The sequence below is a fragment of the Enterococcus olivae genome (genome assembly GCF_053760925.1).
This window is the reverse complement of record NZ_JBSMVT010000033.1, coordinates 1-26,380: the sequence shown is the minus strand read 5'-3', so window position 1 is coordinate 26,380 and position 26,380 is coordinate 1. Positions and strand designations below refer to the sequence as shown.

The 26,380-nt window shown below is 33.7% G+C and carries 22 protein-coding genes and 1 pseudogene; 20 read left to right on the top strand and 3 right to left on the bottom strand.

What is annotated here, in order from left to right:
- Positions 1 to 384: 384 nt before the first annotated feature.
- The 9 genes and pseudogenes from ACWODM_RS14820 to ACWODM_RS14780 form a co-directional block, all read left to right on the top strand.
- Positions 385 to 630 (top strand): annotated as a pseudogene (locus ACWODM_RS14820) (DNA cytosine methyltransferase); the annotation flags it as partial.
- 736 nt (positions 631 to 1,366) lie between these two features.
- A complete protein-coding gene (gene ltrA, locus ACWODM_RS14815; protein WP_455322121.1) occupies positions 1,367 to 3,241 on the top strand; it encodes a group II intron reverse transcriptase/maturase in 1,875 nt (624 codons plus the stop codon).
- A 74-nt stretch (positions 3,242 to 3,315) separates the two neighbouring features.
- Positions 3,316 to 4,569: a DNA (cytosine-5-)-methyltransferase gene (dcm, locus tag ACWODM_RS14810; protein ID WP_455322120.1), complete on the top strand. Its 1,254-nt coding sequence runs from the start codon at positions 3,316 to 3,318 to the stop codon at positions 4,567 to 4,569.
- A 119-nt stretch (positions 4,570 to 4,688) separates the two neighbouring features.
- Positions 4,689 to 5,441, top strand: a complete 753-nt coding sequence (locus tag ACWODM_RS14805; protein WP_455322119.1) for a DNA-methyltransferase — start codon at positions 4,689 to 4,691, stop codon at positions 5,439 to 5,441.
- Between the two features lie 169 nt (positions 5,442 to 5,610).
- Positions 5,611 to 5,889, top strand: a complete 279-nt coding sequence (locus ACWODM_RS14800) for a hypothetical protein (protein WP_455322118.1) — start codon at positions 5,611 to 5,613, stop codon at positions 5,887 to 5,889.
- A 408-nt stretch (positions 5,890 to 6,297) separates the two neighbouring features.
- Complete coding sequence (locus ACWODM_RS14795) at positions 6,298 to 6,495, top strand: hypothetical protein (protein WP_455322117.1); 198 nt, start codon at positions 6,298 to 6,300, stop codon at positions 6,493 to 6,495.
- 39 nt (positions 6,496 to 6,534) lie between these two features.
- A complete protein-coding gene (locus ACWODM_RS14790; protein WP_455322116.1) occupies positions 6,535 to 6,759 on the top strand; it encodes a DUF4314 domain-containing protein in 225 nt (74 codons plus the stop codon).
- 48 nt (positions 6,760 to 6,807) lie between these two features.
- On the top strand, positions 6,808 to 7,449 hold the full coding sequence (locus ACWODM_RS14785) for a hypothetical protein (RefSeq protein WP_455322115.1): 642 nt from the start codon (positions 6,808 to 6,810) through the stop codon (positions 7,447 to 7,449).
- A gap of 748 nt (positions 7,450 to 8,197) precedes the next feature.
- A complete protein-coding gene (locus tag ACWODM_RS14780; protein ID WP_455322114.1) occupies positions 8,198 to 8,395 on the top strand; it encodes a hypothetical protein in 198 nt (65 codons plus the stop codon).
- Between the two features lie 238 nt (positions 8,396 to 8,633).
- Here ACWODM_RS14780 and glf read toward each other — a convergent pair whose 3' ends face one another.
- The 3 genes from glf to ACWODM_RS14765 are packed head-to-tail and all read right to left on the bottom strand — an operon-like array spanning position 8,634 to position 11,769.
- Positions 8,634 to 9,737 (bottom strand): UDP-galactopyranose mutase, encoded by a 1,104-nt coding sequence (gene glf, locus ACWODM_RS14775; protein ID WP_455322113.1) that lies wholly within the window; start codon positions 9,735 to 9,737, stop codon positions 8,634 to 8,636.
- A 19-nt stretch (positions 9,738 to 9,756) separates the two neighbouring features.
- Entirely contained in the window at positions 9,757 to 11,058 is a 1,302-nt protein-coding gene (locus ACWODM_RS14770; RefSeq protein ID WP_455322112.1) for an ATP-binding protein, read from the bottom strand.
- Between the two features lie 12 nt (positions 11,059 to 11,070).
- Positions 11,071 to 11,769: a LytR/AlgR family response regulator transcription factor gene (locus tag ACWODM_RS14765; RefSeq protein ID WP_455322111.1), complete on the bottom strand. Its 699-nt coding sequence runs from the start codon at positions 11,767 to 11,769 to the stop codon at positions 11,071 to 11,073.
- Positions 11,770 to 11,966: 197 nt separating this feature from the next.
- On the opposite strand from ACWODM_RS14765, the gene ACWODM_RS14760 reads away from it, so the two are divergent.
- The 11 genes from ACWODM_RS14760 (at position 11,967) to ACWODM_RS14710 (ending at position 26,134) form a co-directional block, all read left to right on the top strand.
- Positions 11,967 to 14,381, top strand: coding sequence for a glycoside hydrolase family 3 C-terminal domain-containing protein (locus ACWODM_RS14760; protein WP_455322110.1), 2,415 nt, complete (start codon positions 11,967 to 11,969; stop codon positions 14,379 to 14,381).
- Positions 14,381 to 14,872, top strand: a complete 492-nt coding sequence (locus tag ACWODM_RS14755) for a hypothetical protein (protein WP_455322109.1) — start codon at positions 14,381 to 14,383, stop codon at positions 14,870 to 14,872. Before ACWODM_RS14760 ends, ACWODM_RS14755 begins: the two co-directional genes overlap by 1 nt.
- 3 nt (positions 14,873 to 14,875) lie before the next feature.
- Complete coding sequence (locus ACWODM_RS14750) at positions 14,876 to 15,877, top strand: glycosyltransferase family 2 protein (RefSeq protein WP_455322108.1); 1,002 nt, start codon at positions 14,876 to 14,878, stop codon at positions 15,875 to 15,877.
- 13 nt (positions 15,878 to 15,890) lie between these two features.
- Entirely contained in the window at positions 15,891 to 16,652 is a 762-nt protein-coding gene (locus tag ACWODM_RS14745) for a hypothetical protein (RefSeq protein ID WP_455322107.1), read from the top strand.
- 2 nt (positions 16,653 to 16,654) lie between these two features.
- A complete protein-coding gene (locus ACWODM_RS14740; protein WP_455322106.1) occupies positions 16,655 to 19,549 on the top strand; it encodes a glycoside hydrolase family 3 N-terminal domain-containing protein in 2,895 nt (964 codons plus the stop codon).
- 516 nt (positions 19,550 to 20,065) lie between these two features.
- Entirely contained in the window at positions 20,066 to 20,248 is a 183-nt protein-coding gene (locus ACWODM_RS14735) for a hypothetical protein (RefSeq protein ID WP_455322105.1), read from the top strand.
- A complete protein-coding gene (gene tnpB / locus ACWODM_RS14730; RefSeq protein ID WP_455322104.1) occupies positions 20,238 to 20,591 on the top strand; it encodes an IS66 family insertion sequence element accessory protein TnpB in 354 nt (117 codons plus the stop codon). Before ACWODM_RS14735 ends, tnpB begins: the two co-directional genes overlap by 11 nt.
- A gap of 121 nt (positions 20,592 to 20,712) precedes the next feature.
- A complete protein-coding gene (tnpC, locus tag ACWODM_RS14725) occupies positions 20,713 to 22,281 on the top strand; it encodes an IS66 family transposase (RefSeq protein ID WP_455322103.1) in 1,569 nt (522 codons plus the stop codon).
- Positions 22,282 to 22,733: 452 nt separating this feature from the next.
- Positions 22,734 to 23,708: an alpha/beta hydrolase gene (locus ACWODM_RS14720; RefSeq protein WP_455322102.1), complete on the top strand. Its 975-nt coding sequence runs from the start codon at positions 22,734 to 22,736 to the stop codon at positions 23,706 to 23,708.
- Between the two features lie 119 nt (positions 23,709 to 23,827).
- Positions 23,828 to 24,844, top strand: coding sequence for an alpha/beta hydrolase (locus ACWODM_RS14715; protein WP_455322101.1), 1,017 nt, complete (start codon positions 23,828 to 23,830; stop codon positions 24,842 to 24,844).
- A gap of 267 nt (positions 24,845 to 25,111) precedes the next feature.
- Positions 25,112 to 26,134 carry an alpha/beta hydrolase gene (locus ACWODM_RS14710; RefSeq protein ID WP_455322100.1) on the top strand — a complete coding sequence of 341 codons (1,023 nt, stop codon included), beginning with the start codon at positions 25,112 to 25,114 and terminating at the stop codon, positions 26,132 to 26,134.
- The last annotated feature ends 246 nt before the right edge of the window (positions 26,135 to 26,380 follow it).

Here is a 26,380-nt window from a genome sequence, read left to right as displayed (position 1 = left end):
AAATGAACTTTTCTTTTCTTCCGTTAGGAAGGAATCTAATCGATTTGTAAAAAAGAAAGAAACATTTCAGCTTCGCCTAATTTTTTGATAAAAATGTCCCTGTATAAAAATCTATGAATGATTCAGGTTTACTATTAATAAGTCAATTATTAAAGAATCTGGGATGATTAATTTAAAAAGGCAATATTACAGTGTGAAATTCGTTAAAAAAATTAGTAAATAAAAAGTAATTTTCAAATTTTTTGAAGATTGCTTTTTTATATAGAAATTTTGTAATAAAACTTTGTCCACTCTTTTATAAAATTCTAATGCAACTCATCCTTCAGTAAACTATTCTTACAAGCTTGAATAAAAGAAACACAGCGCTGTGGGAAAGGTTTACTGATGAGTAATGACAACCCACTAACATTTTTAGATTTATTTGCTGGAGTCGGTGGTTTTCGCTTAGGAATGGAAATGGCAGGACACAAGTGCGTAGGATTTTGTGAGATAGATCGGTTTGCTCGCCAAAGTTATAAAGCAATACATGATACAAAAAAGGAGGTAGAGATGCATGACATCACTAAATTATCAGATGAGTTTATTCAATCAATTGGACCAGTTGACGTTCTCTGTGGAGGATTTCCGTGCGTGCGATGCGTTCCTAATTGAAAAGATTAGGCACTGAATTATTTAAGAACGCAAATGTGTTCAGTTCAGTAGAACTGATGATTCAAATGGTGGAATGAAGGGCTAACAACCTGAAACGCCTACCCTGAGATTACGCTGTGCAAAATTATGGGTAATCATAGTGATGTACAAAGCGCGTTAAAGTCGGCAGAGAGTTGCCCAAACAAAGATAAAAAATTATTTTCAGATGTGGAAAGTTGTCCAGAGGTGGATGACGCAACCTATATGCCGGGGGTCTAAAAACTATCTATGGTTAGTATGTAATGACAATTACTAAGCGAATGTCCGTATGTACGGGTCTAGAGAATTCAGGTAATAGAAATGTTATCACCATTATTTGTGGGGTGTGTGAGGTCTAGTAAAATTGCATGGTATGAAAAACCTTGTAACGTTAAAGGCGTTACCAAGCACACAGGCTCAGAGGGCAAACCTAAGGATAGAAATTTATAGATTGAATCATTGGAACGCAGTAAGTTCAGGACGTGGAGTGATTACACACGATGAAGCGGTAATAGGGAAAACAAACTTGTATAACCTATTTTTATCTGAAGGAAAGCGGAGCCACAGTACCGATGAAATCATGGAAACATGATGGAGGGATAGGCTCTAGTCGACAGTTTTAAATGAACAATTCAATACACATATCTTCAAAGGTTCGAGTACGACTAAGAAAGGCAAAGTATTCTGAAAAGGAGAACTGCCGACTTTGACAACTGAGAAAACAACTAAAAAGCAAAAACTAAGAAATGCTGAGTATTATGATTTTCAGATGAATCAAGACGAACTTTATAGACAGAGTAAAGATGGGAAAATATTTAAACATTTAGTGGATATTATCTCGTCTGAGCAAAATATAAAATTAGCCTTTCGAAACATTAAGAAAAACAGAGGAAGTCATACAGCTGGTGTTGATAATAAAAATATCGAGGATCTTGCCAAATGGCAAGACGAGGCACTAATCAAGCATGTGAAACGTAAGTTTCAATGGTACGAACCTCAAGCTGTACGTAGGGTTCAAATACCAAAGTCAAATGATTCGACTAAAACGAGACCATTAGGAATCCCTACAATTATGGATAGACTTATCCAACAATGTATTCTTCAAATCCTGGAGCCGATATGTGAGGCTAAATTTTATAATAAAAATAATGGATTCCGACCCAATCGCAGTTGCGAACATGCTTTAGCTCAGGCTGAAAAAAATATGCAGCTGTCCAAATTACACTTCGTCGTAGATATTGACATCAAAGGATTCTTTGACAATGTGAATCATGGGAAGCTATTAAAACAGTTGTGGACGATAGGGATTCGAGATAAAAAGCTCATTAGTATACTCTCAGCCATGTTAAAAGCAGAAATAGCTGATATAGGTTTTCCTGAAAAAGGCTCTCCACAGGGCTCCATCATTTCACCACTGTTGTCGAATGTGGTTTTAAATGAACTAGACTGGTGGATTTCAAGCCAATGGGAAACAATCCCAACACGAAAAGAGTTTAAACAGCATAAGGGGCACTCAGGTGGACGTCTCCAAGCACTTAAAAAGACGAATCAAGAATGTCGGTTAGTGCGTTACGCTGATGATTTTAAAATCTTTTGTCGTAAGAAAAAAGATGCGGAGAAAATCTTTATTGCTACAGAGAAATGGTTGAAAGATAGATTGGGTCTATCTATCAGTCTTGAGAAATCTAAAATTGTGAATCTTAAGAAAGAATACTCTGAGTTTTTAGGATTTAAATTAAAGGTTACTAGGAAAGGGAAATATTCTAATGGAAAACCACGTTTTGTAGTGAGGTCTCATTTATCAGACAAGTCTATGAAGAAGATTCATATTAACGCAAAGCGTCGAATCAGTGACCTGCAGAAGCCCTCTGACAAGCAAGAGAGTTATAAAGCAGTACAAAATTATAACTCGTTTGTCTTAGGTGTTCATAATTATTACTCAATGGCAACACATGCTAGCTTGGATTTTGCAAAAATAGCCTTTCCTATCGGAAAGATCCTAAAAGGAAGATTACAAGGGAACATATCAAAAGAAAGAGGAATTTGTAGCGAAATTATTAGAAAGAGATACGGAAAGAGCAAGCAATTAGCCTATGTATATGGATTTGTGTTAATTCCTATTAGCTATGTCCAACACAAAACCCCACTGGATAAAAAACTAGAAATTAACCAGTATACTCCAAAGGGACGGATGTTAATTCATAAGCAACTAGGACAAACGATTAATCCAGATCTATTAAAATACCTTATGCTAAATCCAATCAAAGGAAAAAGTATCGAGTATAACGATAACCGCCTGTCACTTTTCTGTGCACAGAAAGGAAAATGTGCGATTACAAGTAGCGAGCTAACAATTGGTAACATGCACTGTCACCACAAATTGCCTCTAAAATTAGGTGGGAATGATAGATACAATAATCTGGTTTTTGTGACAATTGACTCTCATAAGCTGATCCATGCTTCAAATCCTGTTCTAATTTCTGAATTGCTACAAAACTTAAATCTCTCAGCTACGCAACTAGGAAAAATTAATGTGTTGCGAAAGCAGATAAATCTTCCGATTATTGAATAAATTTCAAAGTTGAAAATGTGTATATGAATTTAAGGAAAGACTGTCGATGGAAAGCCGTGTGAGGTGAAAGTCTCATGCACGGTTTGGAGCGGGGGAAAATCTGGAGATGGCCTCAAAAGATTACCTATCGCTATCAAGCTTTCAGTCTTGCAGGAAACAGACGAGGTTTTGAAGATACAAGAGGGACTCTCTTTTTTGAGATTGCACGCTTCACAACTATACTCCAACCTCAATATTTATTCCTTGAAAATGTCCGGGGATTGCTCAGCCATGACAACGGGAATACCTTTGAGACCATCCTCAAAACGCTGGATGACATCGGGTATGGTGTGGAATGGGAAGTGCTTAACTCTAAAAATTATGTACCCCAAAACCGAGAGAGGGTATTCCTTATTGGACATTCTAGAAGAAAGAGTACCCGAAAAATTTTTCCTTTCGGAAGAGAAGAAGCAACAACTGATTTTCAATCAAAAGAAATCCATTTAGCTGGTACCACAAATAAACACAATGACTTAAGCAAACAGACACGTGAAAGAACGTATTATACTGACGGACTGATGGGAACATTAACTGCTACGGATTACAAGAGTCCAAAACAAATTGTCGTGGGAAATGTTAATCCTAGTCAACGAGGAATGAGTGGTCAAGTCTATTTAAGCCATGGATTAAGTCCCACTCTAACTACCAATAATGGAGAAGGAAATAAAATTGCTATTCCTATTTTAAATCCAGATAAAAATATAGTCCGTCAAAATGGTCGACGAATCAAAGAAAATGAAGACGAAATGTTTACATTGACGACCCAGGATCGCCATGGTGTGATTGTTGCTGGAAAATTACCTGGAAAGTATCGTTCTTCATCTGAAGTTTTATTACCAAATGGAATTTCTACTACCCTAACGACTATGCAAGGTGGAAATCAAGAAAAGAAAATTTTGATTCACGAAGCTACTAAGAAAGGATATGTGGAAGCCAAATTTGGGGATAGTATCAACTTGGCATTTCCCAATTCAAACTATCGGAGAGGTAGGGTGGGAAAAGGCGTAGCAAATACAATTTTAACAAGTGATCAGCAGGGAACACTGACGGAAGATTTTCAAATCAGAAAATTAACACCACTTGAATGCTGGCGACTGCAAGCTTTTCCAGATTGGGCCTTTCTAGCAGCAAAATTCAATTCGAAAAAAGCTGCTAGTGAAATTATCCAAAATGGGTTGGATCATTATGATTGTGCATTTGACCAGAAAATTTCTGATTCTCAACTTTATAAGCAAGCTGGTAACAGTGTAACTGTATCTGTTATTTTTGACATTGCTAGACGACTCTAGATACCAACTAGCAAAAAACTAACTCCCGTAATCTTTCAAACAGTCTAAATTGTATGCTTAATTTATCAAGAAGCTTGATAATTAAACGATTTGGGCCTGAATCATAAGGAGAAATTTCTATGATTCAATTAAACAAAATTTTCAATGAAGACTGTTTGAAAGGGATAAAGAAAATTGATGATCATACAATTGATGCCATAATCTGTGACTTGCCCTATGGTACGACTGCATGCTCTTGGGACACGATTCTCCCCTTTGAGTTATTATGGGCAGAATATAAACGAGTGATTAAACCAAATGGAGCAATTGTTCTTTTTGGCGCAGAACCTTTTTCCACGCAATTACGAATGAGTAATTTCAAGCACTATAAGTATGATTGGTATTGGATAAAAAATATTGTAACGGGTTTTACATTTGCTAGAACTCAACCTATGCGTTCTGTTGAAACAATTTCAGTATTTGCATATGGAACTGCGAACTACTACCCTCAAGGATTATCTTTAGTCAAAAATCCAAAACCAGAAGTTCGTAAGCCTTCCAAAGAGGGCGTCTATAGTCTGAATGATTTAACAAAAAAAGCATATACTAAAGAATACGAAGGCTATCCTAATAATGTGTTGCGCTTTGATAAGGAGTCTAAGTGGACCTTTCATCCAACTCAAAAACCCGTGGCTTTACTTGAGTATTTGGTGAAAACCTATACGAAAATTGGCGAAGTAGTTTTAGACAATTGTATGGGAAGTGGGACAACAGCGATTGCATGTTTAAATACAGATCGTAAGTTCATAGGGTTTGAAACGAATGCAGAATATTTCAAGCAATCTCAGAAACGAATTTCAGAGAATACAACTCAGTTGTTGCTTTTTGATTAAATGAAAAAATGTAAAGGGGAAATATCAAATGTGAAACGGTCATACAAAAGAAGTTTCAATTAAACAATTATGAAATCAGTTGCAAAACAAAGAGTTGAGGGTCATAATGAAAGATATTAATAGATTGACAAGGATTTCGAAAATGGTTGATCAATAGAGGAGGGCTATGATGGTTTCTATGATTACGTCCTTGCTGTCCCTGATTTTTATGCCTTTTCTACTTATTATTCAATTGATTGTTTCAGTAGTTTTCAAGTTATTTTTCTATATCGGTGGCATTTATATGACTTTAGCGATTGTCTTGTTGCTCTGGATAGAAGATGCGAAAGTGTATCCTTTAACCATTAACCACGGAATCGCAGTTTGTGCTATGATTGCTGCCATTGTTTTGTTTGTTAGACTTTATACTCATGTAAAGAGACGTCATTATCGTCAACTTAATGAGTGAGTGATGAATAGTGAAACAGATATTTTAATATGAAGGAAAGAGTGTTAAACCAACATTTGTTGGATATAACACTCTTTTTATTTTTGCATCAAAATTGGAAAAACACTTGATTATATCGGTATGCCGATATATAATAGAAGTATAGAAAGGAGAAGAAAATATTTGACTATTCATAAGAAATTTTCGAAAAGATAAGATGAATAGGAGTGTATTTTGAAACTGAAAGAAGGTGAAATCTGATCAGTAGATTGATAGAACAAAATAAAAAGCACTTGAACTGCTGGAACAGTCAAGCGCTAAAGTAAACAAAACCTAGTTAAGGGGATTTGCTACTACTAAAAATATAACACAAAGTGAAGTAGTAGCAAATCACTACTTTCACCTTTGTTTAAAAGGGTGAAGATTAATATGTACGCAGATAAGAAAAAGATTGAATGGTTGCTATTTGAAAGTAAATTATCTTTATACAACATCAGTAAAAATTCTGGAGTACCTTTAACTACAGTCAATGATTTAGCCAATAAGCGCACAAAAATCGAACGAATGAGATTTGACAATGCATCGAAGTTAACAGAGTATGCAGGAACCTTAAAAGAATTCAATTAACAGCTTGTTTTCTTCCGATGCAAGGAAGGAGCAATAAAAATGAATATTACTAAAAAGCAATTAGACTTATTAAAAGAGCATTATCCAGTTGGTACAAGAATAGAATTATTACAAATGGATGATGTTCAAGCACCTCCCATTGGTACGCAAGGCACTATTCTAGGAATCGATGATACGGGATCTATTATTGTACATTGGGATTCTGGTTCGTCATTAAACCTTCTTTTTAACATAGATCGTTTTCAAAAAGTTATAGAAGATTAAATTAGTTGTTAGTGAACCGTCATTGGGTCAATAAAAAGAGGTGCAAAAATGAAAAACTTTAATAGCTATACACAATTAAGGAGACTATTGCCAAAAGTAACGATTAGCGATAAAGACATTGAAAAAATAAAAAAGCAACAGAAAGACTATGTTGAACAAGCTGATTCATTTACTGCTAGTTTATCAATCAATCATTATATGATAAGACCATTGAATAAATTTATTCAACAAGAAAAGTTAGATTTATTGCAAACATTATTTGACAAAGGTTTTTTCTTAACACCGTACCAATTCAATAATTTTTATCTAGATGCGAATACTGGCCTGGATATCTTTAGAGGAATATTGAAAGCAAAAGGTTATGATAAAAAGATAAGTATCGGAAAACATTTGATTTTAGAGACTATTTTATCAAATAGAAAAACAGAAGAATTCTTGAGTGACTACTATATTTACTTCGAAAAAGATACCTCTGAACTTTTAAAGAAGGAGTACAATCAATTAACTATTGGCAGTCTGTTAGAAATGTTTGTTCTTAATGATGGGACAATGAGTATGGGAGATGAACCATTCTTGGAATCTATTATCGCAGCAAATAAAGCTTTATTTGCTAGAGATTTTGCGTTAGAAAATTTGAAACTGTTAGACAAGAATTATCTAGAAATTTACAATATAGTAACATTACTTTGATGACAAATTTTATATTAGAAAAATATTAGTTATTAGTATTTCAATTTGACAGAGGCGGTTCGAAATACAGACTAAAACCCCGCATCCTATTCCTTATATAAGGAATAGGATGGCGATTATTGTTCTATAGGGTACTTATCATTCTAATATATAACCATAAAAATTATTTCATGAAATGTAAACGTATTTATCTTTAAAAGGGAAATGAAATTAATTTTTTTAGTAAGGTATTAGGTATTTGTGCTAATATGTATAAATATCCAATGAGGCTGTGATGTAAGTACGTCGCAACTCCTTTTTGTTTAAACTTTAAATATTAACTTGCTATGTAGTTAACTTTATAGACTATACTAAAAATTATTAAATAAATTGAGAATAAAAGATTGTGAAACAGGTTTGTTTATGTATGTAGTAATACTAACATATTGTAAACCAATAGCAGAAATTACAAAGTATTATAGAGAGCATCAAATTTTTTATGCCACTACCACAAACGAAAATTATTTATTTTAAGTGGAAAACGTATTTTTATGAATGCTGAGAGTGAAAGGGAAATATGAAATCATTGAATTTGAACATACTAGATGGATCGAAGTTTTTTGAATTCGTTTACTAAATTAGTTGATTATAATAAGAAGATAGCATTAGGAAAAAGATGTTTAGATTTCTAATTGATTTTTTGAAAAACAATTCTCAAGGAGAGGCTTCGCTAGTATATTTTTATTAATGTTATTTGAGGAGGGAGTAGGTGACTGGAGAATTTTTAGAGAATTATCGAAAATGGTGTGGATATACGTTAAAAGAAGCTTCAGATAAATTAGAACTCTCAATGGATGAATATCAGATATTGGAACAAACTAGTATAGATATAGTTTGCGATTTACAATGTACTTTAGGTAAAGCGATAGGACTGTCTTATTTGTATATGGATAAGAAGGTGGTGTAAGAATCTATTTTGTAAATACTAATATACATATGAAGTTTATGTCAGAAGAAAAGAACGAGACCATTTCCGATGTATCTACAAGATGTTTCTGATAATACAAGTTGTTAAAGACTATTAATTATTATTTTAGCGAAATTGCATAAGATGTGTATATTTTCTATAGATTAATTTGAAAATTATGAAGAAAGAGAAAGCAACTACTCAAAATTATAGGTAGTTGCTTTTGTGTTAAAAATACTTAGTTATTCAATTTTTTGAATGCATACAGAGAAGCTTTTATAATTTGATGCATATCGAAATATTTATACAAACCCAGTCTACCTCCAAAATGGACTTTCTTTTCAGTTTGAGCGAGTTTGTAATATTTCTTATATAAATTGGCATTTTTTTCATCATTAATAGGATAGTATGGTTCCGATCCAACTTCCCACTCTTTAGGAAATTCATAAGTAATCACAGTTTTATCTTGCTGACCAAATTCAAAATGTTTGTGTTCGATAACTCTTGTATATGGAGTTTCTTTATCCGTATAATTTATCACAGCATTTCCTTGATAATTTTCTATATCTAAAATATCAGTTTTAAAATCTAGTGAACGATATTCTAAGTGTCCATATTTATACTCAAAGAATTGATCAATCATACCTGTATAGATGATTTTATTTGCTTCAGTATTAAAATTTTTTCTATCTTCAAAATAATCGGTATCTAAATAAACTTCAATATTGGGATGCTCTAACATTTTTTCAATAATTTTCGTATAGCCTCCGATAGGAATCCCTTGAAATTTATCATTAAAGTAGTTGTTGTCATAGGTGAATCTAACTGGTAGCCGTTTAATAATAAATGGTGGGAGTTCTTGACAAGATCGTCCCCATTGTTTTTCAGTATATCCTTTAATCAATTTCTTATAAATATCTGTTCCAACTAATGAAATTGCCTGTTCTTCAAGATTTATTGGTATTTTTCCATTTAAGTGTTCTCTTTGTGTTTCAATGATACTCATGGCTTCGTTTGGAGTAGATACGTTCCATAATTTATTAAAAGTGTTCATATTGAAAGGAAGATTATAGATTTCTCCTTTAAAGTTTGCAATCGGGGAATTAGTAAATCGGTTAAAGGTAGCAAATTGTTGAATATACGTCCAAACTTCTGAATCATTCGTATGAAAAATATGTGCGCCATATTTATGAACATGGATACCTTCAATTTCTTCAGTATAAATGTTACCACCGATATGATTTCGTTTTTCGATAATTTTTACTTTATTCCCCGCTAAAGCCGCTTCGTGAGCAAATACTGCTCCATACAATCCAGCTCCGACAATTAAATAGTCATACATTTTATTACTCCTATACTTTTTATTTCAAAGGAAAGACAATCTTTAAAGAAAACCAATTATCTTGATTTGAAATAGTCATATTTCCTTGATATTTTTCTGTTATTAAAGCAATACTTTTTAATCCATAACCATGGTATTCTTTATTTCTTTTAGTAGTGATGGGAAAACCATTTTCAAATTCCAGTTGAGAGAAACTAGTATTTTTTAAAGAAATAACCAAAAATTTTGCTTTTTTTTCAACCCGTAATTCAATAATTCGTTTATTAGTATCCTGAATTTTTTTGGTAGATTCAATTGCATTATCTAAAGCATTTCCGAATATAGAACAAATATCCATTATATTAAAATTGGCTAGATGTTTTCCATCAACAAAACAAGTAAATCTAATCTTATTTTCAATACATATTGAATTTTTTGATGTGAGAATTGTATCAAGAATAGCATTTTCTGTACTAATCGTTGCACTGTAAGTATTGATAGCTTGTGTCATTTCTTCCATATAAGCATCTCTTTTTATGCTATCTTTTTCAGATCGAATAACAGTTAGTTGGTGTTTTAAATCATGAAATTGACGCTGAATGATTTGACTACTTTCTTTATAGGCTGAATATTGCTCATATTGCGATTGAAACATGTTATTTATTAAGGAAAGTTCTTCTTTTAAAAAGGATTCGTATTTTTGATTTTCCTGAATAATTAAAATACATAATCCGCACAGGTTAATTAATGTTCTAAAAATAAAAATAGTTAATGTATTTCCTAAAGAATAGGAAGTATTTGAAAGAAGAAAGCCTATATTACTCATAGTAAAAATAATAATGGTAGTCAACGAAACTAAAAGAATATCTTTCTTTGTAATATGATGGACGAGTTTATTTCTTGTTAAGAGTTTATCTAAATAATAATAGACAACTAGTAAACAAAGATACATGAAAAACATAAAGGGAAAAGTAAAGATATAGGATTCGCCAAATTTTTCAAGAACCAAGATACAATACATCCACCAAGAAAAAGAAGCATTAAATTCAGCTAAAACGAAAGCTTTACCACCATAATAGTAAATTGATTTTCTTGGAATATTACTTGTTTGAAAAATAACAAAAAGCATCCATAAAACATTAATTATCATTCCTGGAATCCAAAGAAAAAGTGGCCAAGTACCTACTATGAGCTGGAATAATATTTGTCCAAAACCGCCTATTATAAATTTTATTAACCATAATTTTTTCTTTTCTAAAGGAGCTATTATGATTAAGCAGGCAAGCCATTCAGCAATTGCGGTATAAATTCTAGGTATATTAGGCAAAAGATCATCTAGCAATTTAGAAACCTCCTATTTTCCGAGATAATTAGTCAAGGCAATCATGAATTCTTTTTTTCTAGGTCGGCTGATGGGAATACTTTTACCTTCGATTAAAACCTGATTCTTATCTACTGAATCTACTTTTTGCAAGTTAACTAAATAACCATTGTGACATCTAAAGAAATCAAAAGTTATCAGATTTGCTTCGAGATTTTTCATAGTTTCCCAGATAGAATACTCAGCATCAGTTAAGCAAAGTTTAATAGAATGACCTTCATTTTCAGCATAAAGCAAATTATTTAAATTTATTCTCCGATACCCAGATACTGTTTTAATGATTATCGTTCGATTGCTTTTTTTATTGATAATATCAATAATTTTTTTAAAGTGTTCAGCAAAGCTAAAAGAATTTAATGGTTTCAAAAGAAAATCTTTCGCATTTACTGCATAGCCTTCAATAGCAAACTGTACATAATTTGTAACAAAAATAATTGTCACATCAGGATCTATTGCCCTGATTTTTTTTGCTGCTGACATCCCATCCATGTATTTCATTTCGATATCAAAATAGATAATATCGTAAACTGGTCGATATTGATCAACGATAGCTAAACCATCAGAAAAACAAGTGATATCTACTTCAATCTCATGTTTATCAGCAGCAGCTTTTAATAAATCTACTAGTCTATCTAGGTGTTCTCTATTGTCTTCTACAATAGCTACTCTCACTTGATTCTACCTCCTTGCATTATATCTAAAATACATAAAAACTTTGAGAAAGACAATAGGAAAGTAAAAAAATGGAAAGGGTTTATTTAGAGATGACAGTTTATGAACTAAAAATGACAAATTATGAAATTTATATTTGATTGCGTTTTCATGAAGAGTATTCTCATTCTAGAAAGAAGTTTAGGAGGGCGTGAAATTTGATTGATCAGATTGTAAAATCATTGACACTTGAGGAAAAAGCAGTATTACTCTCTGGTAAAACTGTATGGGAAACATTTGAAATAAAGAACAAGAATATACCATCTATATTTCTTGCAGACGGTCCTCATGGCTTAAGAAAGCAAGAAGGAGCTTCGGATCATTTGGGTTTAAATCAGAGTATTCCAGCTACTTGTTTTCCAACTGCTGCAACATTAGCAAATAGTTGGGATGAATTATTAGTAGAAAAAGTAGGAAAAGCTTTAGGAAAAGAAGCGAAAGCAAATAATGTCCAGGTACTATTGGGACCTGGACTGAATATTAAACGCAACCCGTTATGTGGGAGAAATTTTGAATATTTTAGTGAAGACCCGTACCTGTCAGGAAAAATGGCTGCTAGTATTGTTCGAGGTATTCAAGAAAACGGAACAATCGCTTGTCCTAAACACTTGGCAGTCAACAACCAAGAATTACGTCGAATGTCTTCAGACTCAATAGTTGATGAACAAACTTTACGAGAAATTTATCTTACAGGGTTTGAGATTGTTGTAAAAGAATCTAAGCCTAAAGCAATTATGTCAGCTTATAACAAAATTAATGGTATCTATGCAAATGAACATAAGGAATTATTACAAGATATTTTACGTGATGATTGGGGTTTCGAAGGATTCGTTGTTTCAGATTGGGGTGGAGATAACAATCATGTAGAAGGAGTAAGAAATGGATCGCATTTACAAATGCCTTCTACTGGATTATATGGACCATTAGAGATTATAGAAGCAGTAGAAAATAAAACATTGTCTGTCGAAGCTCTAAATAATAGAGTAAAAGAATTATTAACGGTACTACTTAATATTCCCGAAGAAAATAACCAAATGAGTCTTGATTTCGAAGAACAACATAAAATTGCTTATGAAGCTGCATTAAAAAGCGCAGTTTTATTAAAAAATAATCAGCTCTTACCAATAAATGATGAAGTGAAAGTAGCAATAATAGGTGATTTTGCTCAGAATCCACGTTTTCAAGGTGCGGGATCATCTGTAGTTAATGCCAAAAATGTTGAAATTACCAACGAAGTTATAGAAAAATACCCACTCAATGTCATCGGTTATGAGCAAGGATTTAATCGTCATGGTAAAGAAGACAAATCTTTAAGTGACAATGCAATTAATCTTGCTAAAAATAGTGATGTAGTCCTTTTATATATAGGTTTAGACGAAATTTCTGAAAGCGAAGGAAAGGACAGAGAAAGATTTAACTTGAGTAAAAATCAAGTGAATTTAATTGATAAACTATCTGAATTAGATGTGAGTATTGTCGCAGTTGTTTCAGCTGGTTCTGCTATTGATTTTTCTTGGGAAAATAAAGTAGATGCTATTTTACATGGATATCTAACAGGTGAGGCAGGTGCTACAGCCTTGCTGGATATAATTGTTGGGAAAACATCACCAAGTGGTAAATTGAATGAAACGATTCCCCTTAAATATTCTGATATTCCATTTGGTGATGAATTTCCACAAAAAGATGAAAAAGTTTTATATAAAGAAGGAATTTTTGTTGGTTATCGCTATTTTGATAAAGCAAATACAGAAGTTCAATATCCGTTTGGTTATGGATTAAGTTATACAACATTTGAATATAGTGAGCTGATAATCACTCAAGAAGGTGTCAAATTCAAAATCAGTAATGTTGGAAACATGAGTGGTGAGGAAATTCCTCAATTATATATTGGCAATCCTACAGAAAAAATTTTACGACCAGAAAAAGAACTCAAAGGTTTTTCAAAAGTATTTTTAAATCCAGGAGAAAATAAACAGGTATTTATTCCATTTGATGAAACAAGCTTTCGATATTTTAATAGCCGCACACATAACTGGGAGATAGATACGCAAGATTACTTGATTTATGTAGGATCAAGTTCTAGAGATATACGATTAGAAGGAACCATTCGAATAAGCGGAAATGCTAATAAAGCTTACAACTTAGAACAGTTACCTAACTATCAACAAGCAAATCTATTAAACCTATCAGAAAAAGAATTTGAGATTTTACACGGAAAATCACTACCAAATAATTCAACTTCTGGAAGAAAATTGTTGAATGAAAACAGTACGATTCAAGACATGTATGAGGCTAGAAGTGTTATTGCTCGATTTATACAAAAGAGAATTCAAAATATGATTGCTAAAAACGAAGCCAACGGGAAAACAGATTTAAATTTATTGTTTATTAATAACATGCCTTTCCGAGCAATTGCTAAAATGACGAATGGGATGGTTAGCATGCAAATGGTCGATGGCATTGTAACAATGGTTAATGGCCGACATATAAAAGGGTTTGGTAACTTGCTAAGTTCATTTTCGAAAGGTGTTATAAAAAAACAAAAACTTAAGAAAAAGATTCGAGGAATGTAATGGTAAAAAAAATTTATGCATGGAGAGAAGCACACCCAGATTTATACGAATTTATATTATTCAATATTATGAGTAATGTAGCTACAGTAACGAATTTTATTATGCTTTGGATAGGAACAGGCTTTCTGTTTAGTCATCTTTCTACAATAGATTTTCATTGGTTTGTTTTTAATTATTCGGTTTCAGAAGGGGGACTTGCAGGATTTCTTAGCTTTTTATTAGCGTATATTTGTGCGCAAATCGTTAATTTTATCGTTCAACGCAAGGTTGTTTTCTCTGCAACAATAGAAATAAAAAAAGTATTACCATGGTACATCGTAACAGTTGTAGTTGCTGGTCTTATTTCAATATGGTTGCCCCCATATATTATTCAAATAACTCAGCCTTATGTTGGGAATCTGGCTGCAACAGTTGCCAATATAGTAAATATTATCATTCAGGTGGCGATTAATTATCCAATGATGAAATACAAAATAATGAGAAAGGATTAAAAAATGAAGAAATTATCTGTAATTGTTCCTTGTTACAATTCGTCGGAATATATGGAACGTTGTATCAATTCACTTTTATTAGGAGGAGAGGAGGTAGAAATTATTATTGTCAATGATGGTTCGAAGGATAATACGGCAAATATTGCAAATAATTATCAAAAATATTTTCCTTCAATCATTAAAGTAGTCCATCAAAAGAATGGCGGACATGGACAAGCAATTAATTCGGGACTTAGAGTCGCAACTGGAACATATGTAAAAGTTGTAGATAGTGATGATTGGGTAGATGCTCATTCATACAAGCAGATTTTAAAGTTATTAGAAGAACAAACTGATATTGATATGCTCATCAGTAATTATGTCTATGAGAAGGAGGGTGTGCAGAGTAAAAAAGTAATTAAATACGGTAAATTTCTGCCGGAAAATAAAATATTTGGATGGCAAGATGTACATTTTCCTCTTGGGAAATATTTGATGATGCATTCTGTTATTTATAGCACTGCATTATTAAAAAAAATGAACTTGAATCTTCCACAACATACATTCTACGTAGATAATTTATATGTGTTTCAACCTTTACAAGAAGTAAAAAGAATGTATTACCTGGATGTCGATTTGTATCGATATTATATAGGCAGAGATGATCAATCAGTTAATGAAGAAGTAATGATTTCTCGCATTGATCAGCAACTGTATGTGAACAAACAATTGATTAGACATTATTCAGACTTAGAAAAAAAGAATTTATTTGTAATTGATTATATGCAAAAACACATTGAAATTGTTACTACTATTTCTTCTATTTTGTTACTGAAAGAGGGATCAACTACAAGTTTAGAAAAGAAAAAAGAATTATGGAGTTATTTGAAACAAACAGATCCAATACTGTATAAAAAATTAAGGAAAAGTGTTCTTGGTCGGAGTGTAAATCTACCTGGAAGAATGGGGCGAAAAACTGCAGTAGGTCTGTATCAAGCTGCACAGAAAGTTTATGGATTTAATTAGGGAGGAAGCGGTTATGAAAATAAGGAACATATTGAGAATAATTTTCATGGGAGGATTAGTTCTTACAATTATGTCTGGTTGTAGTCAAGAGCAAGAGGCTGAACCAAAAATACCAGATAATCCTAAAGGAATTTATACAAATATCCAAGATTTTGAAGATGTTAGTTCTCGGTTAGTTGGAACACATGCTATGAAAGGGGACAATGAAACAGTTGGACAAATATCTTCCTTAACAGTATATGAAACCAGTAAAGCAATTCAACTAGATGAAAATAATAACGCTATCAAAGATAAAAATAATGAAATTGTTCATGTGGATAATGATAATGAGGACCAAAAATTTTATAAGTATGTTTTTGTTAAAAATTCCATTGTTGGAGGGTTAGATTTTCTTGTCTATAATCGAGGACAATATACTGGTTACTGTACTTATGATAAGGAAACAGGGGAATTATTGATGTATATTCCAGAATACTACATGACATACACAACAAACCAAAAAGAATTAACTGATTGGCCTGAAACAGTTACTAATACTAAGGTAACTGATGAAGTATTAAATAATCCAACCTCTGGATTAAGCTTTGCTAGCGAATGGCAAGCACATGGAGGAAATACAATAGCAGTACCATTCCGTGTAGTGCTGAATGATGACAAAGAATTTGAATACATCTCAGCTTACGCTTCAGAAGATTCTGCAGAGGGAAATAATTATGATTATCAATTTGAAGATTATAGTTATCTGTACAACGCTGATGAAGAGGAAGGAGAATAGAAATGAAGATAAATAATAAGGGGAAATTTATTAAATGGACAAGCATCAATGCGATAATTTTACTAATTGTTATTGCAGCTAATGTTGTCGTATCACAGTGGACCTTAGCTTTGGATCTCTTCCTTGGACAAATTGGTCAAGGTGCAACAGATTCTGAGACTTATATTTCAGATTATAATAGTGTTGATGAATTAAATGATGCTATGTTTGCATTTTCCAAAGAAGTTGGTGAAGAATCAGCTGTATTGATGAAAAATGACAACAACGCATTACCTTTAGCTGAAAGTACAGAAGTGAGTATTTTTGGAGCTAACGTTGCAAGTTGGGCTAAAGTTGGAGGTGGATCAGGAAATGTAGACACTTCTTCAGGAGATCATATTACATTACGAACAACTTTAGAAGACAATGGATTGACAGTTAATAGTGAACTTTATAATTATTATGAAGGTATCAGTGCGGAAGAAGTGAGTGCCGTAGAATGGAATGATGTTTCATCAATTGTCACTGGTAGTGGAAGTAATTCAAATAAAACAGCATTTTTTGTTGTATCTAACCAAGGAACGGAAGGTGCTGATTTAGAGGAAGGTAGTCTTACATTAACCAATGAACAACTAGCAATGTTGGAAGGTATTAATGATGCAGGTTTTGACAAAATTGTAATGGTGTTAAATACTGCAAATGCCATTGAAATGGATTTTCTTAATCAAGATAACATCAGAGTTGATGCAATTGTCTGGACTGGTTTAACTGGTGCTGCTGCTTTAGATGGTTTTGGTGGTGTGATTGCGGGTAAGGTAAATCCTTCAGGAAAATTAGTGGATACTTATACTTACAATCATGATAGTAATCCAGTCAGCTTAAACTTTAACAGTGGTGATGAAGAAAACCATTACACAAATTCGGATGCCCTTGCGTCTACTGGAGTTTCAGAAGACTCACTCCAATATGTCAACTATGGTGAAAGTATTTATTTAGGATATAAATACTTTGAAACAAGATATTTTGATATGGTAACTAATCAAAACAATGCTAGAAATGATAATTTTAATTATGCTAACCAAGTAGCGTTTCCTTTTGGCTACGGTCTTTCATATGGTGATTTTGAGTATAGTAATATGGACATGAGTGTATCAGAGGACATTGTAAATATTACACTCGATGTGACAAATAATGGGTCAATTGAAGGGAAAAATGTGGTTCAAATTTACTATCAATCACCTTATACAGAGTATGATCGTGAGAATTTAGTTGAAAAAGCTGCAGTTAATTTGGTTGATTTTGTTAAAACAGAGACTATACCAGCAGGTGAGACAGTATCAGTTGAAGTTGACTTTCCGGTTTCTGAGATGAAATCATACGATGCACATGGTGAAGGTACCTATATCATGGATGAAGGAGACTATAAAATTGTAGCAGCACATGATGCACACGATGCAGTAAATAGTATTTTAGCTGATCAGGGTGAAAATGTGGATGAGAATAATGGTGTAGTTGAAACATATGCTGTCGACGATTTTCGAGTACTTGATACAGATGATGCAACTGGAAACAAAGTATTTAATCTGTTTAATGATATTGAGGTTGAGCAAGTTACTGATGGATCCTACAATTATTTGTCACGACAAGATTGGAGCCGTGTAGATGATGAATCTATTAAATACACGATGATTGCTGCAAGTGATGAATTGGTTCAGGCTATTTCTGAATCTGGTTGGAATGCCGCTAAACGTCCACTTGATCCAGAAGATTTAGAGTATGGTGGGGAAGATACTACTGAAAGCGACTTAATATTTGCTGATATGGTTGGTTTAGAATATGATGATCCACAATGGGACGAACTGCTTGATAAAGTTTCAATTAGCGAAATGCATGCAATGTTTGCGCGAGCTGGCTATACTACTGCTGAAATTGCATCTATCGAAAAACCACGGACTACTGAATATGATGGGCCAGCAGGTATCAAAAATTACGTATCAGGTTGGTCAGGATTTTGTTATCCAGTCCAAATTACTATGGCTGCAACTTGGAATACAGAATTATTAGAAAACCTAGGTAAATTTGTTGCTGAAGAAGGTCAAAGAGCAGGAACACAAGGTTGGTATGCTCCTTCAATGAATATCCATCGTAGTCCTTATTCAGGTAGAAATTTTGAGTATTATTCAGAAGACGGTCTTTTATCTGGTAAATTAGGTGCTGCCACAAGTAGAGGTGCAGAGGAAAAAGGAATGTTTGTGTATATTAAGCATTTTGTTGTCAACGATGCTGAACAAAATCGAAATGGTATCAATACATTCTTAACAGAGCAAGCGTTACGAGAAATTTATACCAAACCTTTTGAAATTTCTGTTAAAGAAGGTAATGCCAGTGGCTTGATGGGATCAATGAATCGAATTGGGACTAGAATGACTATTGGTAGCTGGGCATTAATGACAGGTTTACTAAGAAATGAATGGGGCTTCCATGGAGGTGTTGTTACAGACTTTGCATTAGGCTATAATACGGACACTTCAATGCAAGCTTTGGCAGCTGGAACCAATTTGCAATTGAATACAACAGAATTGAATTTAACAACTACAGATCATAATTATATTCGTAATGCTTTAAGAGATTCTACGCACGAAGTTTTATATATGACCGTTAATTCTATTGCAGTCGATGCTGGTTCACAAGGATTCCCAGTATATCTGATTTTAGTAATCGTATTTGATGTACTGGCACTAGCAGTGATATCAATTAGTCAATATTTAACAGTGAAAGAGTACTTTGGAAAAGTTGTAGATCCTAAAACAAGTAAGAAGTACTTTAAAATTAAAATTGGTGTTATCTCAGGATTTGTGCTGGTAATTGCTGCAGTAGGGATTTATGCCTATGTAGTTTGGTCAAGTAGACAATTATAGTAGGGAATGGTACTGGAAGTCAGAACTAAGTTTTGGGAAATATTGTACATTCAAAGATAAAAAATTAGATATTCAGTTCAATTTATTAATAGGGAAGTTAATTATTTTCTTCCCTATTTGTTTATGTAATTCAAATAAAGATTAACATATACAAAATTTAACAAAAAAATGACAAAAATGAAGTTAGAGTCAAATGGAAACTGGTCTGTAGAGGACTATGAAATAATAATATCAAGACTTCAAGACGGCTTGAAAGATATAGTTGAAATAGAAGTACAAAAAGAAGGTTCTGGAAATATTTTATTAATCTCACATGATTAAACAATAAAAGTAGAATAATACTCTATGTAAAATAGCTAGAAATAAATTAGATTCAATTTATTTCTAGCTATTTTAATTATATGCTCAACAAAAACTTGTTTTTCAAATGTAAGCGCCGTATACCAGAGTACCTAAAAACAAAGTCCACCTTCGATTATACTTTGAGTACAAAGAAAAATCGGAGGTGGTTTCTTTATGAAGGAAAACCGAGAAGTGGTTCAAATCGCTTTAGAAAAACAAACGTCCAACAAACGAGTGGCACCGGCAAAAGTTGCGGTGAGAATTAAGACTGACTTACAAGATATTTTTGTGTACAACGGTGCGAGTCAATATCTTGTACAAACTGTCTTGAAAGAATTGATGCCTCATGTTTCTTGATTACAAACAAGTCAATCATCTGTTCATCGTTTGTGGAAAGACAGACTTACGTAAAGGAATTGATGGACTCGCGTCCATTGTTCAACACGAATATCAATTAGATGTGTACGACAATGCTCTGTTCCTTTTTTGTGGTGGTCGACAAGATCGTTTCAAAATGTTGTATTACGACAAGGATGGTTTTCTTCTTTTGTATAAGCGATTGGATCAAGGAAAATTACGATGGCCAAGGACAAAAAAAGAAGTTCGCCGACTCACACACCAACAGATTCGTTGGCTATTAGAGGGATTGAGTATTGATCAGCCACGAGCGATTCGTGCAGGGAAACAAGGTGTATTCTAGCTAAAAAAAAGAGGATGGAAAGTGCAAGAAACGTTGATTTCATGCGATTTACATCTTCTTTTTTTAGTCTATTCATGGTATAATAATAACATCGAAAACAAATGGAAAGTGGTGTGTATCGTTGTCAAATCAATTAAATGAAACGGATAAAAATAACGAAACAACCACGCAATTAGTCACAATGCTTCAAGAACAAATGACCATCAATCAAAAGCAACTTCAAGTAAACGAAGGACTCACACAAGAAGTGAAATTACTTCGAGAACAAATTGCTTACTTAACCAATAAACTGTATGGAAAATCCAAAGAATCGTTGCCGGAATCATTGTCTGGACAATTAAGTTTGGATTTGTTTGGCGAGCCTGTGGCTCCACCTTCCATTCAAGAAGAGGAAATTTCTGTCCAACCACATAAACGGAAAAAAGGAACAAAGGCAAAAAAGTTGAATGACTTCCCAACAAGGGAAGTTCATTGCGAACTCACTGAAGAAGAACGACACTGTCAACAGTGCGGAACAACCATGAGCGACATAGGTATAAAAAAAGCCCGCGAAGAAATTGCTTTTCATCAAGCCCGCATTGAGACACTACAATATGTGCAACATAGTTATTGTTGTAAAGCATGTGAACGTGTCGGAGACACTTCCTTGAAAAAAGCACCTGTTCCTAAACCGCTTCTTTCCAATAGTCTGGCCTCTCCGAGTCTTGTCGCAGAAACCATGTTTTTGAAATTTATTCAAAAAGTGCCGGCTTATCGTCAAGAAAAGTATTGGCAACAATTACGTCTAGATATTTCTCGAGACAATATCACTAACTGGCATATACGCGTAGGACAAGATTTTCTTTCGATACTAGTGGAACGTTTGCATCAAGAACTGGTGAAGCGAACCATTGCTTACGCCGATGAAACGACCTACCGAGTGCTAGAAAGTCAAAAACAGAACAATTATTACTGGGTATTCAGTACCTCGAAACAAGAGGAAAATCCGATCGTCCTGTATCATCATAGTGAATCACGAGGGAATGATGTGCCCAAGAATTTTTTGAAGAACTTTCAAGGGTATCTCCACTGTGATGGCTATTCTGTTTATGATGGTTTAGCGAACGTTCTTCCTGTTCGCTGCTTGGCGCATGTCCGTAGGAAATTTCACGAAGCCTTACCAAAAGAACTGGGAGAAACCATCCATCCAGCTGCCTATGTTTTGGATGCATTCAAAGAATGCTTTAAAAAAGAGAAGGCTTGGAAGGATCTTTTACCAGACCAGCGATTGGAAAAACGTCGGAAAGAACTACGGCCGTTACTCGATCAACTCTATGCCTATGTGGAGACGATTCCTGCCGTTCCTAAATCAAAGTTGGAACAAGCGATTGAATACATGTGTAAACATCGACAATCGGTGGAATACGTCTTTGTGGATGGGCGCTTGGAATTAACGAACAACCAAAGTGAACGTTTCGTCAAAGAACTGGTCATCGGTCGAAAAAATTACCTGTTTTCTTCGAGTTTAGCCGGTGCTCAAACATCTGGTTATATTCTAAGTGTGATGAAAACAGCAGAATGGAATGAGTTAAATCCAACCAGATATCTTCAATACTTATTTGAAGAGTTGCCCAATCTGCCAGTGTTAACAGCGGATCACTTAGATGACTACCTTCCTTGGTCGAAAACGGTCCAAGAAAAATGTAAATAATTGAAAAAGACAACTCCGCCTGATTGTATGATAACAATCGGGCTAAAAGTCGTCTAGGTACTCCACTATTCGGCGCTTACTTTCAAATCAATATTTTCTAAACTTTGTCAATTCTATCATAATTTTATCACAATTTAAAAATAAGATAATTATTAGATATCCATTCTTTTACTTTGGTGGAACGAATCTTTAGAAAGGAGCATCTAATTATATTGAATGAGTTGTATGATAAAGTTGCGATTAATTTGAATGATACCGTTATCAAATAGTGATGAATTACAACTAAATTGAAAAAGGATTATCAACTAGGAGGAATGATGATGAAAAAAAAGATTTTAGGTATGCTTACATTAAGTACAATATTTTTATAAGCAGCTTGTGATACGTCTACTAATACTAATGATTCAACGAATGACGAGTCAGTTGAAGAAGTTTCTCAAGCAATAGAGATTGTGGACCAAGGTAGCTTTGCGGTTGGTGGAACAGTAGTAACAAATGAGGGAGAATTTGATCCATACAATCCTACAGAAGATGGACAGACACTCCATGGGGATCATGCATCTGTAAGGTATCAAATTCCAAATGAAACTAGAGATTTACCGCTAGTATTTCTTCATGGTGCAGGACAATCATCTAGAACTTGGGAAACTACGCCAGATGGACGAGAAGGCTTCCAAAATATATTTCTAAAACGAAATTTTAGTATATATTTAGTGGATCAACCTCGTCGTGGGGCGGCAGGAAGAAGTACTGTTCCTGGTGAGATTCCAGCTACGCCAGATGAACAATTTTCATATGATATTTTTCGACTAGGAATTTGGCCAGAACCGTTTGAGGGTGTTCAATTTCCAAATGATGAAGAATCCTTAAATCAATATTTCCGTCAAATGACACCAAATACAGGAGAGTATGATGAAGCTGTGATTGCTGATAGTATGTCTTCATTATTCGATGAAATTGGAGAAGGTGTATTAGTTACTCATTCTCAAGGCGGTGGACCAGGCTGGCGAACAGCTATTCAAAATGATAATGTACAAGGTGTGGTAGCATTTGAGCCAGGAAGTGGATTTGTTTTTCCAGAAGGTGAGGTTCCTGAAACAATGCCAAGTATTGCTGGTGATTTATCTGGCGTAGAAATTTCTCAGGAAGAATTTAATGAATTAACTGAAATACCAATTATCATTTATTATGGTGATAATATACCTGAAGAACCTTCGGATAATCCTGGGCAAGATAATTGGCGTGTTCGTTTAGATATGGCAGAAATTTGGGTAGATACAATCAATGAACATGGTGGTGATGCTACGTTAGTTCATTTACCAGAAATTGGTATTACTGGAAATACACACTTTCTTTTTTCTGATTTAAACAATGTTGAGATCGCTGATCAAATGTCCGAATTTTTAAGCGAAAAAGAATTAGATTAATAATTTTATAAGTACTTAAAATAGCTAGCTAGTAAATTGAATATTCAATTACTGCTAGCTATTTTTGGAACTGTTTTCTTTCGTTATGATTTATAAACTAAACAAAAGTGGGTGAGAAGATGTTAAATAAGAAGAGAACCTTATTATTGGCACTAGTAGGAATGGTAGTGATAGTAGGTATTATTTGGTTTCAATTTGGAAGTGGAGATAACAATATTCAAGAAGAAATGGCATCAGATAATAAAACTGATACAGAAGGTGAGTTAACAGTTAATTCAACGATTGGAGAGCTGATTAACCACTCGGCATTTGAAGATTTTGGAAAGTTATTGTTGCCTAGAACGACGAATATTGATGAGACATTGAGTTTTAATAATATCGCTCAACTAATGCCTTATCATAGTCACGTTTCTCCAGAAAATTCGATAGTTACTGTGAATCGATTAATAAATGATTCAGAGGACGGGGAAAAGATATTTTATCCAATTTATTCTGAACAAGAAATTGAAGAAGATCCCAGTAAATTAGACACAGGAATTTTCTTTTTTAGAGGAGAAGAAAATGCTCCTTATGCTGTTATTGCACCAGGAGGTGGCTTTTCATATGTGGGCTCTTTACATGAGGGATTTCCTTATGCTACAGAATTAAATAACTATGGGTTTAATGCTTTTGTAATTAGATATCGAACAGGAAGTGAACAACTAGCAACTGAAGATTTGGCACAAGCAATTTCATTTATTCAAAGAAATAATGATGAGTTAAAAGTAGCTACCGAAAATTATTCATTATGGGGAAGCTCAGCAGGTGCGCGAATGGTAGCACGAATAGGATCGGATGGTGTTTTTAATTATGGAGGAGAAAATATAGAAAAACCAGTGGCTGTGGTAACTGCCTATACGGGACACACAATGTATTCTGAGGATGATGTACCTACTTTTGCAGTTGTAAGTAAAGATGATGGTATTGCAGATGCAAAAGTAATGTCAAGAAGAATTGAAAATTTACAGTTAAATAATATTCCTGCTGAAATTAAAATATTTGATAATGTGGGACACGGTTTTGGATTAGGTGTGGGAACAGAAGCAGAAGGATGGATAGATGACGCCACTTCATTTTGGGAAAAACAAATAAATTAATTAGAGTTACTTGCTTTGTAGTTAACTATAGGGTGTAAGCTATATTTGTAATAAAGGTGGTGGAATTATAAGTCTTAAGAGGTAGAATTTTTGATGGAGTTTTTATAAGTTATACTCACTTATTATTAAGTTAGTTTGGGCAAATATTTTGAAACTTATTTCGTCAGAAGAATTTAATCTATCGTAGAAAAGCTGGAACAGATTAAGAGATAGTATAATACTGTAAAAATGTGGAAAATGCTTACTACTTATTAGGAGGAAAAATGTATGAAAATTGAAAATGTTGATATTACAAAATTACCCGAAGTTAATGATAATCCATGGAGACTAGTCTATGACAATGCTCTCACAGAAAATATTGCTGGTGAAGTAAATATTCATCCAATCAGCTATATCTTAAATGGCTTAAAAATTGCTGCGAATGTCTATACGCCAGCAGAATACAATCCTGAAAATAAATATCCCGCCTTGACTGTTGCTCATCCAAATGGTGGAGTAAAGGAACAAGTTGCTGGTTTATTTGCTCAAAAATTAGCTGAAAATGGCTATATTGCAATTGCCGCTGATGCATCTTTCCAAGGCGCTAGTGAAGGAGAACCTCGTATGCTGGATCGTCCATCAAACCGTGTTGAAGATATTCATGGAATGGCAGATGCATTGTCACTGTTTCCTGGAGTAGATTATGATCGTATAGGGGCGTTTGGTATTTGTGGTGGTGGTGGCTATACGTTACGTGCTGGACAAACAGACAAGCGCTTCAAAGTTGTTGTTACTTTATCTGCTTTTAATTCAGGCTTAGTCCGACGCAACGGTTTTATGGATTCAGAAGCTAACACCATTCAAGAAAGATTGCAAAAAGCAACAGATGCACGTAATAAAGAGGTACGAGAAGAAGGTGTTGACTACACGCCAGATTTGAAAGAAATGGCACCTGAAGATGCTAAAAAATTACCCTATGCTTTATATAGAGATGGTTACTGTTACTATGCTGTTGACTATCCACATCCAAAATCAACTTTTGTTTATACAGTTGCGAGTTTGATGGAATTAGCAACATTTGATGCTTCAGTGAATATGGATCTTATCAATGTTCCGTTGTTGATGATGGCTGGTAAAACTGCAGACACATTCTATTTAACAGAAAAAGCCTATGCAGCTGCAACAGGAACAACAGATAAAGAATTATTTTTAATTGATGGTGCTGAACATATTGAAACTTATTGGAAGCCAGAATATGTTAAACAAGAAGTCGCTAAATTAGTTGAATTTTTAGATGCAAAACTTAAGTAAAAAAGTACGAGTAATTTATGAATAATTGCATAAAATGGAGGGACAAGAGATGATTGAACAACCATTTCCATTAGGAGAAAAATCACTGAATAATCCTAATTTTAATAAAGATGTTTATTTCCTGAATAATTCATACTTTCCTTATAATTGTTTAGAAACTGCCTAACGGCAGGAAAAATTAACTTTTCGATTCTCACCCGTTAAGTGATGAAAAAAGAACCCCATTCTGTTATGGTAAAGGTGACT